The sequence below is a fragment of the Arsukibacterium sp. genome (assembly GCF_041616895.1).
GTDB lineage: Bacteria > Pseudomonadota > Gammaproteobacteria > Enterobacterales > Alteromonadaceae > Alishewanella.
This window is the reverse complement of the sequence record NZ_JBFJPY010000004.1, coordinates 25,862-46,314: the sequence shown is the minus strand read 5'-3', so window position 1 is coordinate 46,314 and position 20,453 is coordinate 25,862. Positions and strand designations below refer to the sequence as shown.

Annotated in this window: 18 protein-coding genes; 9 read left to right on the top strand and 9 right to left on the bottom strand. The window is 49.2% G+C overall.

Going from position 1 to position 20,453, the window contains the following annotated elements; translation table 11 throughout:
- Nucleotides 1-21: 21 nt before the first annotated feature.
- Nucleotides 22-918 carry a pirin family protein gene (locus ABY802_RS01615; protein ID WP_372625259.1) on the bottom strand — a complete coding sequence of 299 codons (897 nt, stop codon included), beginning with the start codon at nucleotides 916-918 and terminating at the stop codon, nucleotides 22-24.
- Between the two features lie 220 nt (nucleotides 919-1,138).
- Here ABY802_RS01615 and ABY802_RS01610 point away from each other — a divergent pair, with 220 nt between their 5' ends.
- Nucleotides 1,139-1,675: a hypothetical protein gene (locus tag ABY802_RS01610; RefSeq protein WP_372625258.1), complete on the top strand. Its 537-nt coding sequence runs from the start codon at nucleotides 1,139-1,141 to the stop codon at nucleotides 1,673-1,675.
- 55 nt (nucleotides 1,676-1,730) lie between these two features.
- On the opposite strand, the gene ABY802_RS01605 is transcribed toward ABY802_RS01610, so the two are convergent.
- Together ABY802_RS01605 and ABY802_RS01600 are read right to left on the bottom strand one after the other, a co-directional pair.
- A complete protein-coding gene (locus ABY802_RS01605; protein WP_372625257.1) occupies nucleotides 1,731-2,195 on the bottom strand; it encodes a methylated-DNA--[protein]-cysteine S-methyltransferase in 465 nt (154 codons plus the stop codon).
- A 1-nt stretch (nucleotide 2,196) separates the two neighbouring features.
- Nucleotides 2,197-3,021 (bottom strand): DNA-3-methyladenine glycosylase, encoded by an 825-nt coding sequence (locus ABY802_RS01600; protein ID WP_372625256.1) that lies wholly within the window; start codon nucleotides 3,019-3,021, stop codon nucleotides 2,197-2,199.
- 202 nt (nucleotides 3,022-3,223) lie between these two features.
- On the opposite strand from ABY802_RS01600, the gene ABY802_RS01595 reads away from it, so the two are divergent.
- Nucleotides 3,224-3,565, top strand: coding sequence for a HopJ type III effector protein (locus ABY802_RS01595; protein WP_372625255.1), 342 nt, complete (start codon nucleotides 3,224-3,226; stop codon nucleotides 3,563-3,565).
- A gap of 81 nt (nucleotides 3,566-3,646) precedes the next feature.
- Here the strand turns inward: ABY802_RS01595 and ABY802_RS01590 are convergent, their stop codons facing one another.
- On the bottom strand, nucleotides 3,647-5,782 hold the full coding sequence (locus ABY802_RS01590) for a prolyl oligopeptidase family serine peptidase (protein WP_372625254.1): 2,136 nt from the start codon (nucleotides 5,780-5,782) through the stop codon (nucleotides 3,647-3,649).
- 155 nt (nucleotides 5,783-5,937) lie between these two features.
- On the opposite strand from ABY802_RS01590, the gene ABY802_RS01585 reads away from it, so the two are divergent.
- Together ABY802_RS01585 and ABY802_RS01580 are read left to right on the top strand one after the other, a co-directional pair.
- Entirely contained in the window at nucleotides 5,938-7,173 is a 1,236-nt protein-coding gene (locus tag ABY802_RS01585) for a DUF819 domain-containing protein (protein WP_372625253.1), read from the top strand.
- Between the two features lie 37 nt (nucleotides 7,174-7,210).
- Nucleotides 7,211-8,296, top strand: coding sequence for an AI-2E family transporter (locus ABY802_RS01580; protein ID WP_372625252.1), 1,086 nt, complete (start codon nucleotides 7,211-7,213; stop codon nucleotides 8,294-8,296).
- Between the two features lie 91 nt (nucleotides 8,297-8,387).
- On the opposite strand, the gene ABY802_RS01575 is transcribed toward ABY802_RS01580, so the two are convergent.
- Nucleotides 8,388-8,582: a hypothetical protein gene (locus ABY802_RS01575; RefSeq protein WP_290612916.1), complete on the bottom strand. Its 195-nt coding sequence runs from the start codon at nucleotides 8,580-8,582 to the stop codon at nucleotides 8,388-8,390.
- Nucleotides 8,583-8,774: 192 nt separating this feature from the next.
- The gene (locus ABY802_RS01570) at nucleotides 8,775-9,425 is read right to left on the bottom strand and encodes a DUF2726 domain-containing protein (RefSeq protein ID WP_372625251.1); all 651 of its coding nucleotides are present in this window, start codon (nucleotides 9,423-9,425) and stop codon (nucleotides 8,775-8,777) included.
- 193 nt (nucleotides 9,426-9,618) lie between these two features.
- Here ABY802_RS01570 and aceB point away from each other — a divergent pair, with 193 nt between their 5' ends.
- The gene (gene aceB / locus ABY802_RS01565; protein ID WP_372625250.1) at nucleotides 9,619-11,223 is read left to right on the top strand and encodes a malate synthase A; all 1,605 of its coding nucleotides are present in this window, start codon (nucleotides 9,619-9,621) and stop codon (nucleotides 11,221-11,223) included.
- 430 nt (nucleotides 11,224-11,653) lie between these two features.
- Here aceB and ABY802_RS01560 read toward each other — a convergent pair whose 3' ends face one another.
- The gene (locus ABY802_RS01560) at nucleotides 11,654-12,592 is read right to left on the bottom strand and encodes a LysR family transcriptional regulator (RefSeq protein WP_372625249.1); all 939 of its coding nucleotides are present in this window, start codon (nucleotides 12,590-12,592) and stop codon (nucleotides 11,654-11,656) included.
- 191 nt (nucleotides 12,593-12,783) lie between these two features.
- Between ABY802_RS01560 and ABY802_RS01555 the strand changes: the two genes are divergently transcribed.
- The 4 genes from ABY802_RS01555 to ABY802_RS01540 all read left to right on the top strand — a co-directional run bounded on the left by ABY802_RS01555 (nucleotide 12,784) and on the right by ABY802_RS01540 (nucleotide 19,352).
- Nucleotides 12,784-14,370: an isocitrate lyase gene (locus ABY802_RS01555; RefSeq protein WP_372625248.1), complete on the top strand. Its 1,587-nt coding sequence runs from the start codon at nucleotides 12,784-12,786 to the stop codon at nucleotides 14,368-14,370.
- A gap of 178 nt (nucleotides 14,371-14,548) precedes the next feature.
- The gene (locus ABY802_RS01550) at nucleotides 14,549-17,794 is read left to right on the top strand and encodes a winged helix-turn-helix domain-containing protein (RefSeq protein ID WP_372625247.1); all 3,246 of its coding nucleotides are present in this window, start codon (nucleotides 14,549-14,551) and stop codon (nucleotides 17,792-17,794) included.
- Between the two features lie 36 nt (nucleotides 17,795-17,830).
- Entirely contained in the window at nucleotides 17,831-18,205 is a 375-nt protein-coding gene (locus ABY802_RS01545; protein WP_372625246.1) for a DP-EP family protein, read from the top strand.
- Nucleotides 18,206-18,383: 178 nt separating this feature from the next.
- Nucleotides 18,384-19,352 (top strand): diguanylate cyclase, encoded by a 969-nt coding sequence (locus ABY802_RS01540; protein WP_372625245.1) that lies wholly within the window; start codon nucleotides 18,384-18,386, stop codon nucleotides 19,350-19,352.
- A 59-nt stretch (nucleotides 19,353-19,411) separates the two neighbouring features.
- Here the strand turns inward: ABY802_RS01540 and ABY802_RS01535 are convergent, their stop codons facing one another.
- Both ABY802_RS01535 and ABY802_RS01530 read right to left on the bottom strand, forming a co-directional pair.
- Nucleotides 19,412-19,639, bottom strand: coding sequence for an RNA-binding S4 domain-containing protein (locus ABY802_RS01535; protein WP_372625244.1), 228 nt, complete (start codon nucleotides 19,637-19,639; stop codon nucleotides 19,412-19,414).
- Nucleotides 19,640-19,682: 43 nt separating this feature from the next.
- Nucleotides 19,683-20,387 (bottom strand): tRNA-uridine aminocarboxypropyltransferase, encoded by a 705-nt coding sequence (locus tag ABY802_RS01530; protein WP_372625243.1) that lies wholly within the window; start codon nucleotides 20,385-20,387, stop codon nucleotides 19,683-19,685.
- Nucleotides 20,388-20,453: the final 66 nt, after the last annotated feature.

Here is a 20,453-nt window from a genome sequence, read left to right as displayed (position 1 = left end):
CTGTGCCAGAAAATCCTCTGTTTATGCGGGCGAATTAAGCTTAATTTGGCCGGCCGGGCCAGCCGCAGTGAGTTGGCCTTGCTGATAATCACGGAGAGCCTGCTCGATTTCGGCTGGCGTATTCATAACAAAGGGACCATATTGTGCAATCGGTTCACCAATGGGTTTTCCTGCCAGTAAAATGAGGCTGACGTCATTACTAGCAATCAATGTGACGCTGTCGCCTTCGCTTAATAAACCAGCATGGTGCGCTTTCAATTGCTGCAGGTTGTCATCTTTTTTTACCGCAAGCTGGCCATCAAAGGGATACAGCATGGCATGATGAGCAGCGGGCAGGGCAACGGTTAACTCAGTGCCGGCTTTCAGCCGGATGTCATAGAACTGAGGCTCTGTGCTCAAGCCGTTAATCGGGCCGGATACGTCCGCGTTACCAAAGCGAAAATTGCCGGCAATGACTTTTACATCGATCCCCTCTGCCGGTTGATAATGCGGTATTTGCTCCGGGCTGATATCCACGTAGGCTGCAGGCTTCATTTTTTCGGTTGCAGGTAAGTTTAACCAAAGCTGAAACCCCCGCATCATGCCGTGCTCCTGCTGCGGCATTTCGGAGTGAATAATGCCGCGACCTGCGGTCATCCACTGCACGCCTCCGCTTTTTAAATGTCCTTGGTTGCCCAGATGATCTTCATGCAGCATATGGCCGTCCAGCATGTAAGTGACGGTTTCAAAACCACGATGCGGGTGCGCTGGAAAGCCTTTTATGTAATCGTCAGCCTGTTCAGAACCGAAACAGTCGAGCATTAAAAACGGGTCAAATCGTAATTGGGCATTTAACCCAAGGCTGCGTTTAATTTTAACACCGGCACCATCTGATACCGATGTGGCGGGAATTATCTGCTGTAAACTGCGGCTGGTCATGGCGTGCTCCTGACATAAGGTGTCTTTTACCTATTAAAGCGCAACTAATCAGAATATAAAATGCCATTTTTGGCCAGTATTCGTTCGAAAAAGCTGAAAGATTACTGCTTACACCACTAAGTTCAGCAGCTGTTAAGTCTGAAGGGCTAAGCTACAACCAATTTCGACACTGACAGTGCGTCACTGACAGATTGAATTGAAAAAGTAATGGAGTAACAAAATGAAAAAAGTATTAGTAGCATCAGTTCTGGTGGCAATGACGGTAAGCGCAAATAGCATGGCTAACCCGGTGTGGGATTATGTCGGTGCGGGTTACACCGATGCCGCTGGTGATGGCCCATACATTGAGGGATCTTTTCGGTTAAATCGTAATTGGGTAGCGGATGCCAGCTATGCTCGTTTATCAAATGGCCCGTTCGATGCAAATCAGCTGAAGGCCGGGTTGAATTACATCTTGGGTACTTCGTTGGGCTTTTCAGCTGATACGCAAACTTATTTGTTAGGTGGTGTTGAAAATTGGTCAGGCGATGCCGATGAAACCGGCGCCTTTGCAGGTGTAGGTATTCGTCATCCTTTAACCCCACAAGTTGAGTTGTATAGCGAAGCGACCTATCACACGGTTTATGATGAGCATGGCAGTTTAGCGGGCGGTATTGCCTATTTTTTAACGCCAGCATGGGCTGTTCGTGGCAATTTAGCGTTAAATAGCGGTGATACCAAAAACGAGTTCCGCTTTGGTGTGTCTTACCAGTTCTAAGCACAACTTTGCTTAAAGTTAGCCGGGCCTTGCCCGGCTTTTTTCTGGCTGAAAATTAACCTTTAAGGCTTACCCTTTGCTCGTGGTCCAGTAACCAGGCTTTATTGTCTAGGCCGCCAGCGTAGCCAGTGAGAGTGCCATTAGCACCAATTACCCGATGACAGGGCACCACGATTGCCAGCGGATTCCTGCTATTAGCTGCTCCCACCGCCCTTACTGCTTTGGGCTTAGCTATGCTCTGAGCAACACTGGCATAGCTGCAGGTTGTGCCGTAAGGTAGCTGACAAAGTGCCTGCCAGACTTGTTGCTGGAACGGCGTGCCGGTCGCCGCCAGAGGCAGGTTAAATGTGGTTAAATCGCCTTGGAAATACTGCTGAAGCTGGGTAGCTGCCAGCCTGGTCATGGCTGATGGTGCATCAGCACTGGCAACAACTTTGCCCAGACTTACCCTGGTTAAGCCAAATGCGTTTGCAAAAATTTGCACGTCGCCCAACGGGCTGTCGATAGTTTGCTGAAACATTTTATCCTCCTTTTTGTAACCAGAGCTGAAAAGTAGCGTAGCTTCTCCAGGGTGCCAGAGTGTCCGAATTGACGGTCTGATTGGTGGTTCTGGCTAGCGCCTTTTGAATACCTAGATCACCAGCTAACCAGATATCACTGTCGCGCTGACCACGCATTCTTGCGTAATTACTGGTCCAGGGGCCAATGCCTTTAATATTAAGCCACTGCTCTGGCGTAGCCTCGGGCTGAGCCAGCATCAAGGCCGCTAAATCCCGCAGGGTCTGCCGGCGTAATGCCGGCACTTTGATCATGCTTAAGTCACTGGCTAACACCGCTTCTGGTGTCGGGAATAGTCGTTTATTTTGAGTAATTGCTTCACCCAGCGCCTGCACCAGCCTGTTAAGCTGGGTGCGGGCGCCGGCAACGCTAACCTGCTGACCAAGAATAGCTCTGACACCGGCCTCCCAGTTATTCCATAACCCCGGAATGCGCAGGCCATGAATAATGCCATCACGAAATAATGGGTGGCCAAGCAGGTGCTGCTCAATTTGCAAAATGTCAGCGTCTAAATCCAGCAACCGGCGCAGGTTCGGCAACAAAGAACTCAGGCCCTGCGTCGCGGGCCAGTGCAAGGTTAACGTCAGGCTATGAGCTGTTTTGGCCGCAACCTCAAACCAACCTGGTTGCTGCAGGTAACAAAACGTTCTGCCATAACGCCCAGAATCAACCCATTCTACTTCATTTAGCGTGCGCGCCTGCCAAAATGCCAGCATACAGTCCCACGCTAAAGGCGGCTGAAAGCTTAGCTCCAGTTGCCTCAGCGGATGATTTTCTCTGTTTAGCATAGATCAGCAATACCGGTTTCCAATGACAAGAGTATACCAACACTGCTGTTAAAAGCGGGCCGGGACCGTAACTAAATGTTAATTTTACGTCACGGCAGGGCAAGTAGTATTGCAGTTCGCACTGCTGCGGCTTAATATCAGTGATAGTGTGACCAGGCAGAATAGCAGCGGCCAGCGAGGCCAGTTCAACGCAGGAGTTGCAATGTTAGAGCGCTTTTTTATTCAGTTAAGTACCGAGCCTGAAACCATTAGTTTTGAGCAAAGTATTGGCATCATTGACCTGATGTACCATTTTGAGCCATGTGACTTTAAAAACGGTGAGTTGCACAATCTGGCCGGTGAAAATGTCGGTGCCTGTAAAATACTGGCTTTTGGTTCACTGCATCAATTATCTGAACCACAAACCTTATTTTTATTTGGCGACTTTTACCTGCAAGTACTCGCTGATCCTAAAGGCACAGATCATTTGAACATCCGTAACTTTATGCGAAGCGGCTGGGATGGCGTTGCATTTGATCAGCAACCACTACGTTTAAAACAATAACTGCAGTGTCGTAATGCTGACGTTATATCGTCAATGGTTAAATACGGCTGGCTTTGGCCAGCCGTTTTGTTTGGAAATACCTCAGGCAGCGTCTTTGCGCTCTGCTGAAGTTTTATCCTCTTCGGATCCTTTCGCCTGTTTAATTTTGTCGCTATGCATCAGCTGATGGGCAGGCAGTTCCGTTTTTCCTTGTTTCAGAAAATGATCCATCCAACGGATCAGCCGCATGCCGTAGTCCAGTTGTGCTGCGGCCTTCTGATTACCATGGCCCTCACCGGGATATAGCACTAAGCGAACAGGCACCTTGCCATGAGTCTTCAGGTAACGATAAAGCTCCAGTGACTGGCTCGGGTGCACCCGGGTGTCTTCTTTGCCATGCATAATCAGGATTGGTGTTTTCGCTTGCTCCGCATGGTAAATAGGACTGCGTTCTAAATACCACTGCCATTTTTGCCATGGATAGCTGCGCGCATGGACCAGATGCATTTCATTGGCAATGTCAGTGGTACCAAACTTAGATAAATTATTACTGATGCCAACAAACATTACGCTGGCTGCAAAGTGCTCAGTTTGTTTAGTGGCCGCCCAGGCTGAAGCATAACCTCCGTATGAGCCGCCGGTAATGCCTACTTTACTGGCGTCTGCCAGACCAATATCGACCAGATGTTTTTTGGCATCGACTAAATCATCAAACTCCTTACCCGCATAGTCGTTCTGGCCCAGTTTCGAGAATTCAACGCCCCGGCCGGTGCTGCCACGATAATTAGGAAAAAACTGGATATAACCTTCAGAGGCCATTAGTTTCACCGGGCTGGCATAACGATCCAGCCAGCCATTAGAAATATGTGCTTCCGGCCCACCATGCACCACCATGACTACCGGGTATTGCTGGCCTTTAACGTAATTCAGCGGATAAACCAGGATCCCTTGCAGTTCCAGACCGTCACGGGCCTTATGTCTGACTGTTTCCTGTTTTGGCATGCTGATGTCGGCCAACCAGGGGTTGGAGTTAGTTAACCGGTTAAGCGCGCCGCGTTTCGTCATGGCATAAACTTCAGCGGGGTGCCCGGCTTTATTTAATAGCACTCTGGCGTGTTGGCTGTTACTGGCAATGGCCAAAGTGGTTACGATGCCATTACCAGCTTTTACCACGTCGCTACGTTTCATATTACGCAGATTAATCCGGCCTACTTCAGCTTCAGTACCGACATGGCCAACATACTCCAGCTCAGTGTTACTGCGCCAGGCAAGATCCTGCACATGCCCCATATAATCAGGCAGAATGTCGGTTACCTGGCCACTTTTCAGGTCAGCCAGTAGTAAACGTCCGGCAGAGGGATCATGGATATCTTCACTGCCAATCAGTGCAATTTTGCTGCCATCTGGTGAGAACACTGCCTTATCCAGTTTTCCGGCAGTGGCAAACTGCTGCACGGTTTCACCTGCCAGATTAACCACCTGATACTGGCTGGCCATATAGTCATCGTCTATCAGGGCGGTGGGGGCGGTGCGGATCAGCAGATGTTTGTTATCAGGGGCAAAGCTCAGTGACAACACATTCCCTTCAATGGCAATAACTTCTGGTTTAAGCTCGCTGGCAGTTAAATCGGCCAGCCACAGCTGGGTTAATTCAGACTCTTCCTCATAAACCTCTGCTTTAAAACCCTTTTTGGTTAGCTGTTCTTTGGTTTTTGGCTCTGCCGGCTTAGCGATGAAGGCCAGATGACGGCCGTCCTGGCTGATGTCATAGCTGGCAATATTGTTGCCATGACTTAGCACCTGAGAGGCTTCACCACCATTGACGGCAATCCGGTATAAGCCGGCAAATTTATCTTTACCACGCTTACTGACAAAATACAGCTGGCTGCTGTCAGGGCTGAATTTAAGGTTACCCACCCGGACATCGCTGGTAACAAAGGGTATTTCCTGGCCTTTGTCTTGTATCATAAATAATTCACGATAGCTGCTGCCATCGTCTTCGGTGTAAGGGTTACGCGGCCGATTACGAATAAAGGCAGTATACTTGCCATCAGCACTGATGGTCAGTTCCGTGACGTGTTGCACCGCCACCGTTTGCTCCAGAGTAATAGGTTCGGCCTGCAGTACATTACTGCACAGTGTTGCCCCGACTAACAGGGAGCCCATCAACGGTTTTGTGGTTCGCCTTAGTACATTTAGCGAGAGTGCGTTAAGCGAGGTTAAAACGAGATTTAGCATTGTTCTACCATCCATTTTTATCGTGCTATTTCAAATAACTTTAGCTTACAGGCTAGCAGACTATTTTCTCCAACTGCTGCGCTGTGCTATGTTGACGGCAAAAGCTGGCGGTCTAGCCGCTACCATAACAATAATAAAATGACACAGGACGCAATATGTCTCAACCACCCATGTTTGCTAATGATGCTGTGGTGCTTGGCTTACTGGCGGTGATTCTGGGCCTGGTATTTTACACCAGCCACAGCAATAACCGGGCTTGCCAGCGTTTTTACAAATACATTCCTGCTTTATTACTCTGCTATTTTATTCCCTCTTTATTAAACAGTTTCAATTTTATCGATGGTGAAGCATCTGCTTTGTACAAAATGGCCTCACGCTATTTGCTGCCTGCCAGTCTTATTTTACTGACATTAAGCGTCGATTTTAAAGCGATCCTGGGCCTTGGGCCCAAGGCGCTGATTATGTTTTTTACCGGAACCCTTGGCATCATTATTGGCGGGCCAATAGCTTTACTTACCGTCGGCTATTTTTTTCCAGAGCAGCTTGGTGGTGATGTCTGGCGCGGCTTAACCACCGTTGCCGGCAGCTGGATAGGCGGTGGCGCGAATCAGGCAGCAATGAAAGAAGTATTTGAGGTAGACGGCAGTTTATTTTCGGTAATGATAACCGTTGATGTGCTGGTCGCTAATGTCTGGTTAGCGGTGTTGTTATTTATCGCCAGCCGGGCAAAGCAAATTGATCACGCTAACGGCGCGGATACCCGGGCAATCGGCCACTTACAGCAGAAAATAGAGCAATATCAGGCTGAAAGCTCCCGCATTCCGACAATTCAGGATATTATGCTGATCGTGGCGGTAGCATTTGGTGTGACCGGCCTGGCGCATGCTCTGGCGGATATTATTGCGCCATGGATTGGTGAGGTGGCACCGCATCTGGCTGATTATAGCTTAACCAGCGGCTTTTTCTGGCTGGTGGTTATTGCCACAACGGTGGGGTTGTTATTGTCATTAACCCCAGCCCGGAAATTAGAAGGCGCTGGCGCCTCTAAAGTCGGTACGGCATTTTTATATATCTTAGTGGCAACCATCGGTATGCAAATGGATGTTACGGCAATTCTCAGTAACAAGTTGATGTTTCTGGTAGGTATTATCTGGATGCTGGTACATGCGATCCTTTTACTGGTGGTCGCCAAGCTTATTAAGGCCCCGATGTTTTATCTGGCGGTGGGAAGCCAGGCGAATGTTGGCGGTGCAGCATCTGCGCCAGTAGTCGCAGCCGCCTTTCACCCGTCGCTGGCACCGGTTGGCGTATTGTTGGCGGTGCTTGGGTATGGCTTAGGCACCTATGGCGCTTATATTTGTGGGTTAATACTGCAGCAGGTTGCGCCCTAGTTAGTACTGGGTATTTGTTTATAAAGGGAGTTCTCCGTTGAATAATCAGGTTAAAATTGAGCCCGGGCATTGGGTGCTCATTATTTTCTTACTGCTTGCACTTTATGCCAGTTACCTGCTAATTGCGCCGTTTATTGGGCCAGTGGTGCTGGCGTTTGTCTTGTCTTTGTTGTGCTTTCCGGTACATCAGCGCGTTGTCCGCAAGTTCCCAAATAAGCCTAACCTGGCATCCACCCTGACATGTTCTTTGCTGGTGGTTGTTATTCTGGTACCCGCTTCCTTGGTGTTGATGGCGATTGTTCAGCAAAGTATTACCTTTGCCAAACAGAGTTATCAATGGGTTGAGGGTGGCGGCGCTGATCAACTATTACAGCAATCTTTTGTTAAAAATGCTATTGAGCAACTTAATAACTTTGTCCCGGTTGCTGATTTTAGTGTCAATGATATTGTTGACAAATTAACCGGATTTGCTTCTGGTTTTAGTAAGGAATTGCTGGATCTCAGTACCAAAGTACTCGGTGATATTACCGGTATGGTTGTCAGTTTTTTTCTGATGTTATTTGTGCTGTTTTTTTTGCTGCGTGATCATAAAAAAATTATTGAAAGCCTGTTCTGGATACTACCACTGGCCCGCTCACAGGAAGAAAAACTGCTTAAAGAAGCGAACACTGTAGCGCGATCTGCCGTTTTGGGCACCTTTTTAACGGCATTAGCCCAGGGTATAGCAGGTGGTGTTGGCATGGCTATCGTTGGCATGCCGGGTTTATTCTGGGGCACCATGATGGTGTTTGCGTCACTTATTCCGGTGGTCGGTGCAGCGTTAATCTGGGTACCGGCCAGTTTATATCTTGTCCTGACAGGTGACTGGCCCTGGGCCCTGTTTTTAACCTTGTGGGGGGCAATAGTGGTTGGCTCAATCGACAACTTCTTACGACCTGTGCTGATGCAGGGCGCCTCTAATATGAGCACCTTGGTGTTATTTTTGTCGCTGATTGGTGGTTTGCAACTGTTTGGCGTAATTGGCCTGATTTACGGGCCGATTATATTTGCCCTGACTCATGTGCTGATTAAGCTATACACGATTGAATTCAAAGATTTTCTTGAGAAGCAAGATAATAGTTGATAGCGGTGATAAATAGCAGATCGGTCTATCAAATATAGACAGAAGAAAGGCCAGCAACAGCTGACCTTTTATTAGTAGGGCCTGAAAACCGCTAGACACTGATATTAATATTTTGCCCGATATTACCTACCGGTGACGCAGCAGAGGTTTGTTCAACCGTTTGCATTGCACTTTGCAGCAATATATTAGCCATCTGTGCTTGCTGATTTTGCTGTTTTTTCGCCATAACAGCGCCCAGTATTTCAAAGCTCTGTGCGTTTGCCAGAGCAGCAACGGATTGACTCATAGTACCTCCTATTAACAATACGTCAGCAGGATATCGGCCGCACTTTGCCAAACTTTAGGGTTTTTTTGCTTTATTGTCTTTTCTGCTTTTCTTTCAAGCTGTATTTAAGATTCTTGTTCAGAGTATAAAAATGCCGCCCATACTATGGGCGGCATTAAGGCATAGCTTAGTTTGAAGCATTTCAAGACGGCGCTATGACGCCTGAATGAGTCCGGTTTGCTGCGCTTTAATCTGAGAGTGTGACAGCACAGGGGTCAGTCCGGTAGCGGCAGGTTGCGCGGCTTTGTAAGAGCGGACAGGGCGGGTAGGGCCTTTTTTAACCAGCCCTTTATACATAGGCTCGGCTTTTACCGCAGGCTTACCTAAGCGCTGGGCCAATGCCTGTTGCAAATCAGCAGCGGTATAACCGGCCTTAATTTTAACACGTAAATAAGGCACGCCGGCAGCTTCTAACGCGCCACTGACAAACCAGTCTGGTGCGGCTTTATGGCCGTCTTTGTTGCTGTTGTTTACTAAGTCCAGCACGGCAATCACCCGCAGGTCATCGGTTGAACACAGCACAAAATCCAGATATTTCGCATTCAGTTTTACCAAAGTACTGCGCCGGGCTTTTTCGTTAGCGTTGCCTTTTACTTCAATTAGATCGGCAAGTTTAATCCGGTTTAAAATTTTATATTCGCCCTCAACTGCTTTTTCCAGTAAGTTTTGAAAGGATCGCTCCACCGGGCTAAACAGACTGCTGCGCTTTTGCACCTGGAATGGGTTGCTGTTATCAATAAAGCGACTGGCTACCATAGCTACCAGCACCACCAGTGCTACCAGCAACAACATAATAATTTCCATGTCTACCTCCGACGATAATTTGACATACCCAGTAATAATAGAAATTTAAAGCACAAGTCGTGCCATCAATTTCAATTGCTGACGTTTATTACTATTGTTTTAGGTGATGCTAAGCATTTTAGCCATTAATGGCATTTATAGTTTGAAAGGGCTTATAGTTAGTGTACTAACAGCAACAACGAAAGGTTTTGATATGTCTGATACCATCACCCGGGCTGGGTTAACCATCGCCGGCGAACTTAGCAGCGAGTATGAGCAAATTTTAACCACACAGGCCTGTGCCTTTGTCACTGAACTGGTGCGGGAGTTCCGGCCACGTTTAACCGAATTATTGGCTGACCGCATCAGCCGTCAGCAGCAGTTCGATAACGGCGCTCTGCCTGATTTTCTGGCTGAAACGGCATCTATTCGTGGTTCAGACTGGCAGGTAGCGCCTATTCCTGCTGATTTACAGGACCGGCGGGTCGAGATAACCGGCCCGGTAGATCGCAAGATGATCATCAACGCCTTAAATGCGGATGTAAAAGTCTTTATGGCCGATTTTGAAGACTCGCAGGCACCTAGCTGGGCCGGGGTTATTGAAGGGCAGATTAACTTACGCGATGCCAACTTAGGCACTATCAGCCACACCGATCCGCAAAGTGGTAAACACTATGCGTTAAAAGATAACCCGGCGCTGCTGATTGCCCGAGTACGCGGCCTGCATTTATGGGAGAAACACCTGCTGGTGGATGGCGCGCAGGTGCCGGGGTCACTGGTCGATTTTGCGCTGTATTTCTATCATAACTGGCAAACCCGCTTAAAAAACGGCTCAGGTGTCTACTATTACCTGCCAAAACTGCAAAGCCATACCGAAGCCAAATGGTGGGATGAGGTATTCAGCTTTACCGAGCAAAAATTCAAGGTGGCGAGAGGCACTATTCGTGCAACGGTGCTTATTGAAACCCTGCCTGCCGTGTTTGAAATGGATGAAATTCTGTATAGCTTAAAAGATCATATCGTGGCGCTAAATTGTGGACGCTGGGATTATATTTTTAGCTATATCAAAACGTTAAATAATCATGCGGACCGGGTTTTACCCGACCGGCAAGTGGTTACGATGACGAAGCCGTTTTTAAATGCGTATTCAAGGTTATTGGTTAAAACCTGCCATAAGCGTGGTGCGCTTGCCATGGGCGGCATGGCGGCCTTTATTCCGGCTAAAGATGCCAGTGAGAATGAAAAAATTCTGGCCAGAGTTACTGCCGACAAGGAGCTGGAGGCCAGTAATGGCCACGATGGTACCTGGGTAGCGCACCCTGGATTAGCTGCTACCGCCAATGGCGTATTTGCGAAGTATTTAACAGATGGTAAGCCAAACCAGCTTGATGTCAGCCGTGAGCAGGATGAAGAAATAACTGCAGCTGAGCTGTTGGCTCCGTGCGATGGTGAACGCACGGAAGACGGTATGCGTACTAACATTCGGGTCGCGCTGCAGTATATTGCCGCCTGGATTAGCGGTAAAGGCTGTGTGCCGATATACGGTTTAATGGAAGATGCGGCCACGGCGGAGATTTCCCGCACGTCTATCTGGCAGTGGATTAAGCATGGAAAAAGTTTAAGTAATGGTAAGTTAATTACCAAAGCCCTGTTTGCCGACTTTTTAGAGGAAGAGGCAAAAGTAGTGTTGCAGGAAGTGGGAAGCGAGACCTGGCAAAGTCAAAACTTTGACCGGGCCAAGCAGCTGCTGCTGGACATTACTACAGCTGATGAGTTAGTAGAGTTTTTAACGCTGCCAGCTTACCAGCTGCTTGATTAACCTGAGTAAACCAAGTCAAAGGCGCTGCCATTGCTGACAGCGCCTTTTTTGTTTCGCAGTGGTGCAGCTCGCCATGCCGGATACAACGCTCTTCCTCACTCGCCGGAGCAACTCGCCCGTTGCCTTGCGGCAGGGGCTCAGACACTCCCCGGCTCCTTCGAAAGAGGTTCTATCCTCTATTGGTTAAGCCAATCTCCGAAAGAGAACTGCTGGAACCCCGTTTTGGTCGACACAGAGTGTCTGAGTGAGTGCGCAAGCGCGAGCGAGTTGCTGTGGCGAGCCAGGGCGGGTGTTGCAGTTGTTCTCTAAACATGCCGGATACAACGCTCTTCCTCACTCGCCGGGGCAACTCGCCCGTTGCCTAACGGCAGGGGCTCAGACACTCCCCGGCTCCTTCAAAAGAGGTTCTATCCTCTATTGTTTAAGCTTGTTAATTCAATTCATCTGCTGTTTCAACAATCAGCCTTCTGAACCAGATATGGCTGGCATCCTGGTGCAGTAGCGGGCTCCAAATCATTTTCAGTTCAATCGACGGAATGGCAAAAGGCGGGTCCATAATAGCCATGGTCGGGTCTTTCTCATATAACTTAGCCGCTCGGCTGGGCAAGGTGGCAATTAAGTCTATACCTACCGCCAGGTGCATCGCCACATGGTAGTTGCGGGTAAATACCGAGATATTGCGCTGCTTGCCAAGCTTGGCTAAGGCTTCATCTACCCAACCCAGTTTTTGCACGTCTTTCGGATCCATGCCCACGCCCACCCCGAAACCGGTTTTACTGACCCAGATATGTTGGGCTTTTAAGTAACTGTCTAAATTAAAGCGTTTTACGATTGGGTCACTGGCGTTGATAAGGCAAGATAAGCTGTCGCGCCAAACCGTTTTCTGGTGAAACGACTGCGGCAGTTGATCAAAGCGGTTAATCGCCATATCCACTTTACCGTTTTCCACGTCATGAAAGGTTACATCCGAGGGCGTCATAATATCCAGGCTGGTTAACGGCGCCTGTACGCGCATCTTCTTTAATAATGCCGGTATTAGCGTTGATGCGGCGTAATCACTGGCCATAATCCGAAATACCCGCTGGCTGTTAAGCGGTTCAAAATCTTTATTCGGTTGCAGGGTTTCTTCTAACGTCAGTAGCACACCACGTACCACAGGGGCCAGTTCGCGGGCACGCTCGGTCGGTACCATGCCATCGGAGGTACGCACTAAAATAGGGTCATTCAGTAAATCGCGCAGCCGTTTTAAGCCATTACTCATGGCCGGCTGCGTGATGTTTAGTTGGTTTGCCGCCCGGGTTACGTTTTTTTCGCGCAACAACACATCCAGATAAACCAGCAGGTTTAGATCCATCTTATTAATATTCATCTGCAAAATGCCTTTGGCTGCAACTATAACTGAGTTGAATCATAACATTGGCTGGGCTGTGCTCGTCAAGCGCAACTTGGTATTCACAAGGAAAATGATGAGCATCATAAAAATCAGCTGGATGAATTGTTGTTTTGTTATCTATAGTGAATGACAACAACCCGCACAACAGTTTAGAAAAGGAAACGGCCATGACAGCTTATCAAGATGACATCAGACACTTCGACAACGTATGCAAAGAGGCCGGTTCTGCCTGGAACGCGATTAGCCCGGAATACGCCGCTCGGATGAAACTACAAAACCGCTTTAAAACCGGGCTGGACATCGCCCAGTATACTGCCGACATTATGCGCGCTGACATGGCAGCTTATGACGGTGATACCAGCCAGTATACCCAGTCACTAGGCTGCTGGCATGGTTTTATTGGCCAGCAAAAAATGATCGCCATCAAGAAACATTTCGGTACCACCAAGAAAAAGTACCTGTATTTATCGGGCTGGATGATTGCCGCATTACGTTCGGAGTTTGGGCCACTGCCTGATCAGTCGATGCATGAGAAAACCTCAGTACCGGCATTAATTGAAGAGTTGTACACCTTTTTACGCCAGGCTGATGCCCGTGAACTGGGTGGCTTGTTCCGCCAGTTGGACGACGCGACCGACGCAGCCAAGAAAGCCGAGATCCAGGCGAAAATAGATAATTTCGACACCCACGTGGTGCCGATTATTGCCGACATTGACGCCGGTTTTGGTAACGCCGAAGCGACCTACTTGCTGGCGAAGAAAATGATTGAAGCCGGGGCCTGTGCAATCCAGATTGAAAACCAGGTGTCGGATGAGAAACAATGCGGTCACCAGGATGGCAAGGTTACTGTACCGCATGCCGATTTTCTGGCCAAAATTAACGCCGTACGTTACGCCTTCTTAGAGCTGGGCATTGATAACGGCATTATCGTGGCCCGCACCGACTCACTTGGCGCGGGTTTAACCAAGCAAATTGCCGTGACCAACGAGCCGGGCGATTTAGGCGACTTATATAACAGTTTCCTGGATGGCGATGTTATTAGCGGTGCTGACGATATTGCCAATGGCGATGTGGTGGTAAAAGCTAATGGCAAACTGTTAAAACCAAAACGTTTAGCCAGTGGCCTGTTTCAGTTTAAAAAAGGCAGTGGTATTGACCGGGTAGTGCTCGATTGTATTACTTCATTGCAAAACGGCGCCGATTTACTGTGGATTGAAACCGAAAAACCGCACGTTGGCCAGATAGCTGAAATGGTTAACCGTATTCGGGAAGTGGTACCAAACGCCAAGCTGGTATATAACAACAGCCCGTCATTTAACTGGACCTTGAACTTCCGCCAGCAGGTATTTGATGCCTGGGAAAAAGCCGGTAAAGACGTCGGCCAGTACGATCGTAAGGCACTGATGAGCGCCGAATACGACAGCACTGAGCTGGCGCAGGAAGCGGATGAGCGTATTCGTACCTTCCAGGCTGATGCAGCGCGCGATGCTGGTATTTTCCATCACTTGATTACCTTGCCAACCTACCATACTGCTGCCTTGTCTACCGACAACTTGGCGAAAGAGTATTTTGGTGAAGCCGGTATGCTAGGCTATGTTGCCGGCGTGCAACGTAAAGAAATTCGTCAGGGTATTGCCTGTGTGAAACACCAGAACATGTCAGGTTCTGATATTGGTGATGATCACAAAGAGTACTTCTCAGGCGAGGCAGCGTTAAAAGCCGGTGGTAAAGATAACACCATGAATCAGTTTTAAACGGCTGGCTGGTTAAATTGTTTCGCTACGTGGTCAGTTGACCTCAGGCAGCCGTCAGGCTGCCTTTTTTATAACAACAAGCACGCTTAGCTTCGTCACGTTATGCCCGTATTAAGCACTAAACTAAATTAGCCCGGCGTGATATGTTTAGGGGATAGTTGTTATTAAAAAGTCTTATATGAGTGATTCATTTTTCTTTGGTGCCTGGCAGGTAGAGCCAGCAGCCAACTTATTGCGCCAGGGCAAGCAGCAGCAACAGCTCGAACCTAAAGCGATGGATGTACTGGTGTTGCTCTGCAGTAAGCCGGGTGAAGTATTCAGCACGGATGATATTGTTAGCAAGTGCTGGCCGGGGGCCGCTACAGGCGATAATCCACTGCATAAAGTTCTGACCCAGCTACGTAAAGCCTTAGGTGATAACGCCACCAACCCCAGTTATATAGAAACCATCCGCAAGCGCGGCTACCGCACCTTAGCTGAGGTGCGCTTCCCACTGGGGCAGCAGCAAAGTGTTAGCAAGCACAGCTGGCAGCAAGGCTCGCCGTTTCCGGGCTTGCAGGCCTATGACGCGCGCTATGCCAGCGTGTTTTTTGGCCGTGGCGCGCAAATTGATACCCTACTTAGCCGTATCGCGCAACAAATTAAATTCGGCCGCGATTTTTGTTTGCTGCTCGGTCCCAGCGGCAGTGGTAAGTCATCGTTAATTAATGCCGGGGTAATGCCTAACCTGATGCAGGCCGGCGGCTTTAATGGCGTTGAAGTGCTCTCTTACAGCAGCCTGGATTTAGCCGATGTCAGTAAAGACCAGCTGTTTAGCAGCCTGGCCAGTGTTTTGCTGGATTGGGAGCTAAATGACGAACCGGTGTTTGCCGGTGATAGTGCCGCCAGCCTGGCGGATAAACTACAACAGCAACCCGAGACGCTGCTGCAGCAGTGCCGTCAGCTGCTAGCCAATGGCCGGCAGTACACCCGGCGTTTTGCCCTGTTTGTCGACCGATTAGAGGTATTGTTATCGTCGCCGTTATTTAGCGAGCCACAGCGTAGCGGCTTTGTTGCGCTACTAGAACAACTGGCCAGCAGTGGTACAGTGCTGGTACTAAGCGCGTGTCGCAACGAGTTTTATCCCGATCTGGTTGGTTACCCCAGCTTAATGGCGGGCAAAGCTAAAGGGGCGCATTTTGACTTGGCCGCCCCCGGCCGTGCCGATTTACTGCAAATGATCCGCTTACCCGCGCTGGCCGCCGGCCTTAGCTTTGATAACGATCCGGCTAATGCCATGGGGCTGGATGAAATTCTGGTGCAGGAAGCCGCCAGCAACCCCGATGCCTTACCGATGTTGCAATACACTTTGCAGCAGCTGTATTTGCAGCGCAGCGAGGATAATACATTACTGTTGTCCGTGTATAACACCTTAGGCGGTATCGAGGGCGCCATTGGCAAAAACGCCGAGCAGGCGATTAAAGGCTTAAGCCACGCCGAGCAAAATGCCCTGCCGCAGGTGTTGTCATTGCTGGTAACGCTGCGTGAAGATGAGCAAAGCATTACCAGCCGCAGTGCCAGGCTGCAGCAGCTGCACACCGATGCCGAGCGGGCACTGGTAAATACCATGATTGAGCAGCGTTTGTTTGTGTCTAACCTGCAACACGGCGAGCCCAGTTTTAGTATCGCGCACGAAGCGCTGCTTAGGCGCTGGCCGCGCGCCACCGCCTGGATATCTGAACACTTTGACAGCTTAAGCGTAAAAAGCCGTTTGCTGCATTTAAGCCAGCGCTGGCAAAGTGAGCAACGCAACAGCGCTTATTTACTGGTCGAGGGTAAACCGCTGCAAGAAGCGCTGTTGTTAAAGCAAAACCGCTTGTTTCAGCTAGACCCCGAAGAGCGGGAATTTATTCAGGCATCCAGCAACAAAGCCCGGTTAAAACGCTGGAGCCGGCGCGCGACGATTGCCATGCTGTGCCTGCTTACCGTGACAGCGGTGACCATGGGCGTGCGCAGTTTTAATGCCGAGCAGCAGGCGCAGCAAAAGCGCCTGGCGGCAGAAAACCTGCTGGGGTTTATGGTCGGCGAGTTTGCCGACAAACTGCGCAGCATCGGCCGCATGGACTTACTCGACGGTATCAGCAATAAAGCGCTGGAATATTTTACTGATTACTCCGCTGATGACAGCAGTTTAAGTATTGCTGCCAGGTTACAGCATGGTCAAACGCTGGAGGCGATGGGCGAGGTGGCCTATTCGCGCGGTAAAACAGAAGAGGCGACTGAGGCACTGCAGGCCGCCAGAGTGCAGTTGGAAACCGTATTGGCGCAGCAGCCGAGCAATTTAGAGCTGCTAAAAACCCTCGGCGCCAATGCCTTCTGGCTGGGGCAAATACACTACGATGCCAACGATTGGCAGGGTACCCAGCCTGAGTTTCAGCGCTACTATTATTACAGCGAGCGCATGTATCAGTTAGCCCCTGACGATACAGATGCCATTATGGAGTTGTCCTACGCCACCAACTCCTTAGGCTCATTGGCGATGAAGCGTCAACAATTTGATATTGCGCAGCAGAATTTTGAGGAGTCTTTGCGGTTAAGATTGTTAGTGCAAGCACAACAGCCAGACAACATGCGGCTACTGGCAGATATTGCTAATACCCGCTCCTGGCTGGCCAGCGCTGCACTGGCACAGGGCGATATTACCGCGGCGATATCTGTGCACAAGGATATTCAGCGCACCTTGTTGGATGCAGGTGATAATGCAGAACTCTATTTATTGGAGATATTAGTCAGTAGTTACCAATTGTCTGCAAATTTACTGGGCTTTCTGGGACAGTATTCAGATGCCCTGAACAATGTTAAGGCGTCTACAGTGATTATCAACCGAGCACTCGCGCAAGATCCCGACAGCAGTCGCTGGCGAAGCAATAAATACTACGCTTTTTATCAGTCGCTGAAGTTTTCGTCGGATAATTCTGTGCAATATATTAAGCAAAGTCCGGCACAATTGGCTGAGTTGTTACAACGGGACGGTTCAGATTTGTCTTTATTGACAGACAGGCTGATTCTGGCCCGGCAATGGCTGACTGCTGCAGAGCTGTTACTTGCCAGAGGAGATGTTCAAACAAGTATCCGCTATGGCCAGCAAGCGCTTGCCGCATACCAGGAGCTGATCAGAGAAAACAGTAGTAATCTTCGTTTTATGGTCGCCAGATCAAACAGCTATCTGCTGTTAGCCAAAGCGTTGTCTAAAACTGATTGGCAACAAGCGCAAACGTATTGTCAAAATGCGCTTAACGATCTTGCAGATATCGTCAAAAAAAACAAAGAGCCTGAATTTACCATTCCCTATGTTAAAGCCCTTGACTGTCAGGGCACATTGGATAGTCAGTCCGACGTTGTAATGCTATTAAAACAACATGGCGCCCGAAATTTCAACTTTTAAATCTTAACTTTAAATCACTCAAATAAGGAAAAGCATATGGTCAATCCTCAGGCTTCAGAATTAATTCAGGTTATGGTTAGCTTGGTAAACGGTGAACCCCAATTCAGCTATTTAGACAAGGGCGGTCAGCCAATTGATGGCGATGTGACCGTGACCCAGGCTGAAACCATAACTTATCAGCTGGTTGATAATTCCGGCAAAGGCCTGAAATTTGCAGGTGCCGGTTTTACCACACCTTTTGATGGGGTGATTGACAGTGTTAACGTTTCAGCGGATGGCATGCAATTACAAATGGTTGATACTGATCAAACAGCTGGCAGCAGTAAATTCCAGTTTATTCTGACAAACACTACAAACAGCCTGATGATCTTAAGCCCGGACCCTGAAGTTAAAAATGTACCACCCCAATAACAGCTGAAATTAGCAGATAAATATAACAAGCCCGCTGACGGGCTTGTTATATTTAGAAATTACGTTTTAAATAAATCAATTAAATTCAAAGAATTAAAGCGGAAGGTTGTCAGAAGGTTCACACGTATAGAAAAAGCTAAAGTTAGCAGCAGTTAAGCCAACTTAGTGAGATACGCCGATGAAAACTGCCCACAATAAAACCACAATACAACCTATTGCCTTGAACGATGACAGCCTGTGGGGTGATGAAAATGGCCTGGGTAATGGCTTAGACGTTGGCAGTTTTATTCAGTATTTGGCCGAAGCGGTGCTGATTGTCAGCCCCGATGGCACCATTGAGTGCGCCAATGCCAAAGCCGCTTTATTATTAAATTGCATTGCTCAGCCGCTGATAGGCCAGCAGTGGCCGACGTTTTTAGTTAGCCGTTGCCAGCAGCAGTACCAGGGCTTGGTAAAGATGGTGGCCAAACGCATTTTATCCTTGCAGGCGGGCCCTACTGAAATGGCACTGCGCTGCGCGGATGGGGTGATTAAAGACATTGAGCTGTCAGTGTCTTTTTTGCCGGAACCTGAAGCAAGGCTGGTACTGGTAATGCGCGATTTAAGCCGCTATAAGGCAGAGTGTGAGCAACTTAGACAGCAGGCTACCACTGATGCGTTAACCGGTCTGGCGAATCGCCGTGGGTTTGACGAGCAGCTTCATAAACAGTGGCAGCAGTGCACCGATGAGCGTCGGCCCCTTAGTGTGGTAATTATCGATATCGATTTTTTCAAGCAGTTTAACGATAGCTATGGCCATATTCAGGGCGATGCTTGCCTGCGTAAAGTGGCGGCGGCGATTATGCAGGCTATGCCACTGGAGGCTAAACTCGCCGCCCGTTATGGCGGCGAAGAGTTTGCCCTGATCCTGCCCAATCACAATCAGGACAATGCGATGAAAGTGGCGCGGGACGTGCAAAAAGCGGTACGGCAGTTGCAATTTCGCGATGCCGGCTTACCGGCATCAACCGGTATTTCAGTTAGTCAGGGCGTTGCAACAGAATTCAGCGGCCAGTACCGCACCAGTATGGCACTGCTTTGCGCCGCCGATACCGCACTATACCGGGCAAAAGCCGAGGGCCGCGATTGCATTAATACCGGTCATTAATAGCGTAACCAGTAATTAGTGGTGTGAGCCCAGTAGCGGTTAGCCGGGCTTTCGCCAGCTTACTGCGCTGATTTAAGGTTTAGGGTTTCGCTGCCAAAGGTAAGGGTGTCACCGGCAGTTACCTGTTTGCGTTTCTGGGTTTCCACCACGCCATTTACCTTTACCAGGCCGGCATCGACTGCCGCTTTAGCTTCACCGCCACTGCTGCATAACCCTTCAAATTTTAACACTTTATATAACTCTACCGGTTGCTTGCTTAACATAACGTCACGGGTGTTGTTGCTCATAAATAGGCCTTTTATTCAGTAATGGTAGCGGGTTCGCTTAGGTTCATTCGCTTAGATTCAAGTGTGGCTTGCCAACCAGATAGGCACGGCGAAACTGGCTGAAATACTCAGCCAAGCACTTAGCCGCATTTGTTTCGCCTGCCATCGCCAGCACCTCAATGGCGACTTCAGCGGTGCAAAGCTGATGCAAATGAGCGGCTTCGCGCAGGGCATAGCGTGATGCTTGCTCGGGTTGAATGCCCAAAACCGGTAACTTTGCCAGGTAGGCGCTTTTAAACATTTTCTTCGCTTCGCGCCAGGTGCCATCCAGCATCACAAATAATGGAATTTTACCGCGGGTAGCTAACGCTAACTGATGGGTATCCTGCAGGCAGCGCTCTGGCGTCGCATATTGCTGCGGAAAGACCAGCACCGGGGCATAACGGCTGTCAGTTAATAATGCCAGCAATGACGGATCAGGTTGGGTGCGGTCCCAGACAAACGCATGGTTATCGGCGACAACATCGCAAATAAGCCGCCCGGTGTTACTGGGCTTATAGCACTCGCCGGTATACATAATAAAACAAAAGGCACAGTTGCCGGCAGCTACCGGTTTAGCTGCACAAATACATTCACTGGCCGGCAGCAGACACTGCGGGCAACGCACCACTTTGCTGCCACGGGCATTAAACACCCGGCGGGATTTCGCCAGTTGTTCGGTGCGCAAAGCGAGTATGGCATTTTTTTGTGAGCCGATGGCAGGTGACATGATGTTTTAACAGTCAGACGTAGAAAAGCCGCTATTGTAGCGGCTTTTGGCAGTAACTGCGCGCTG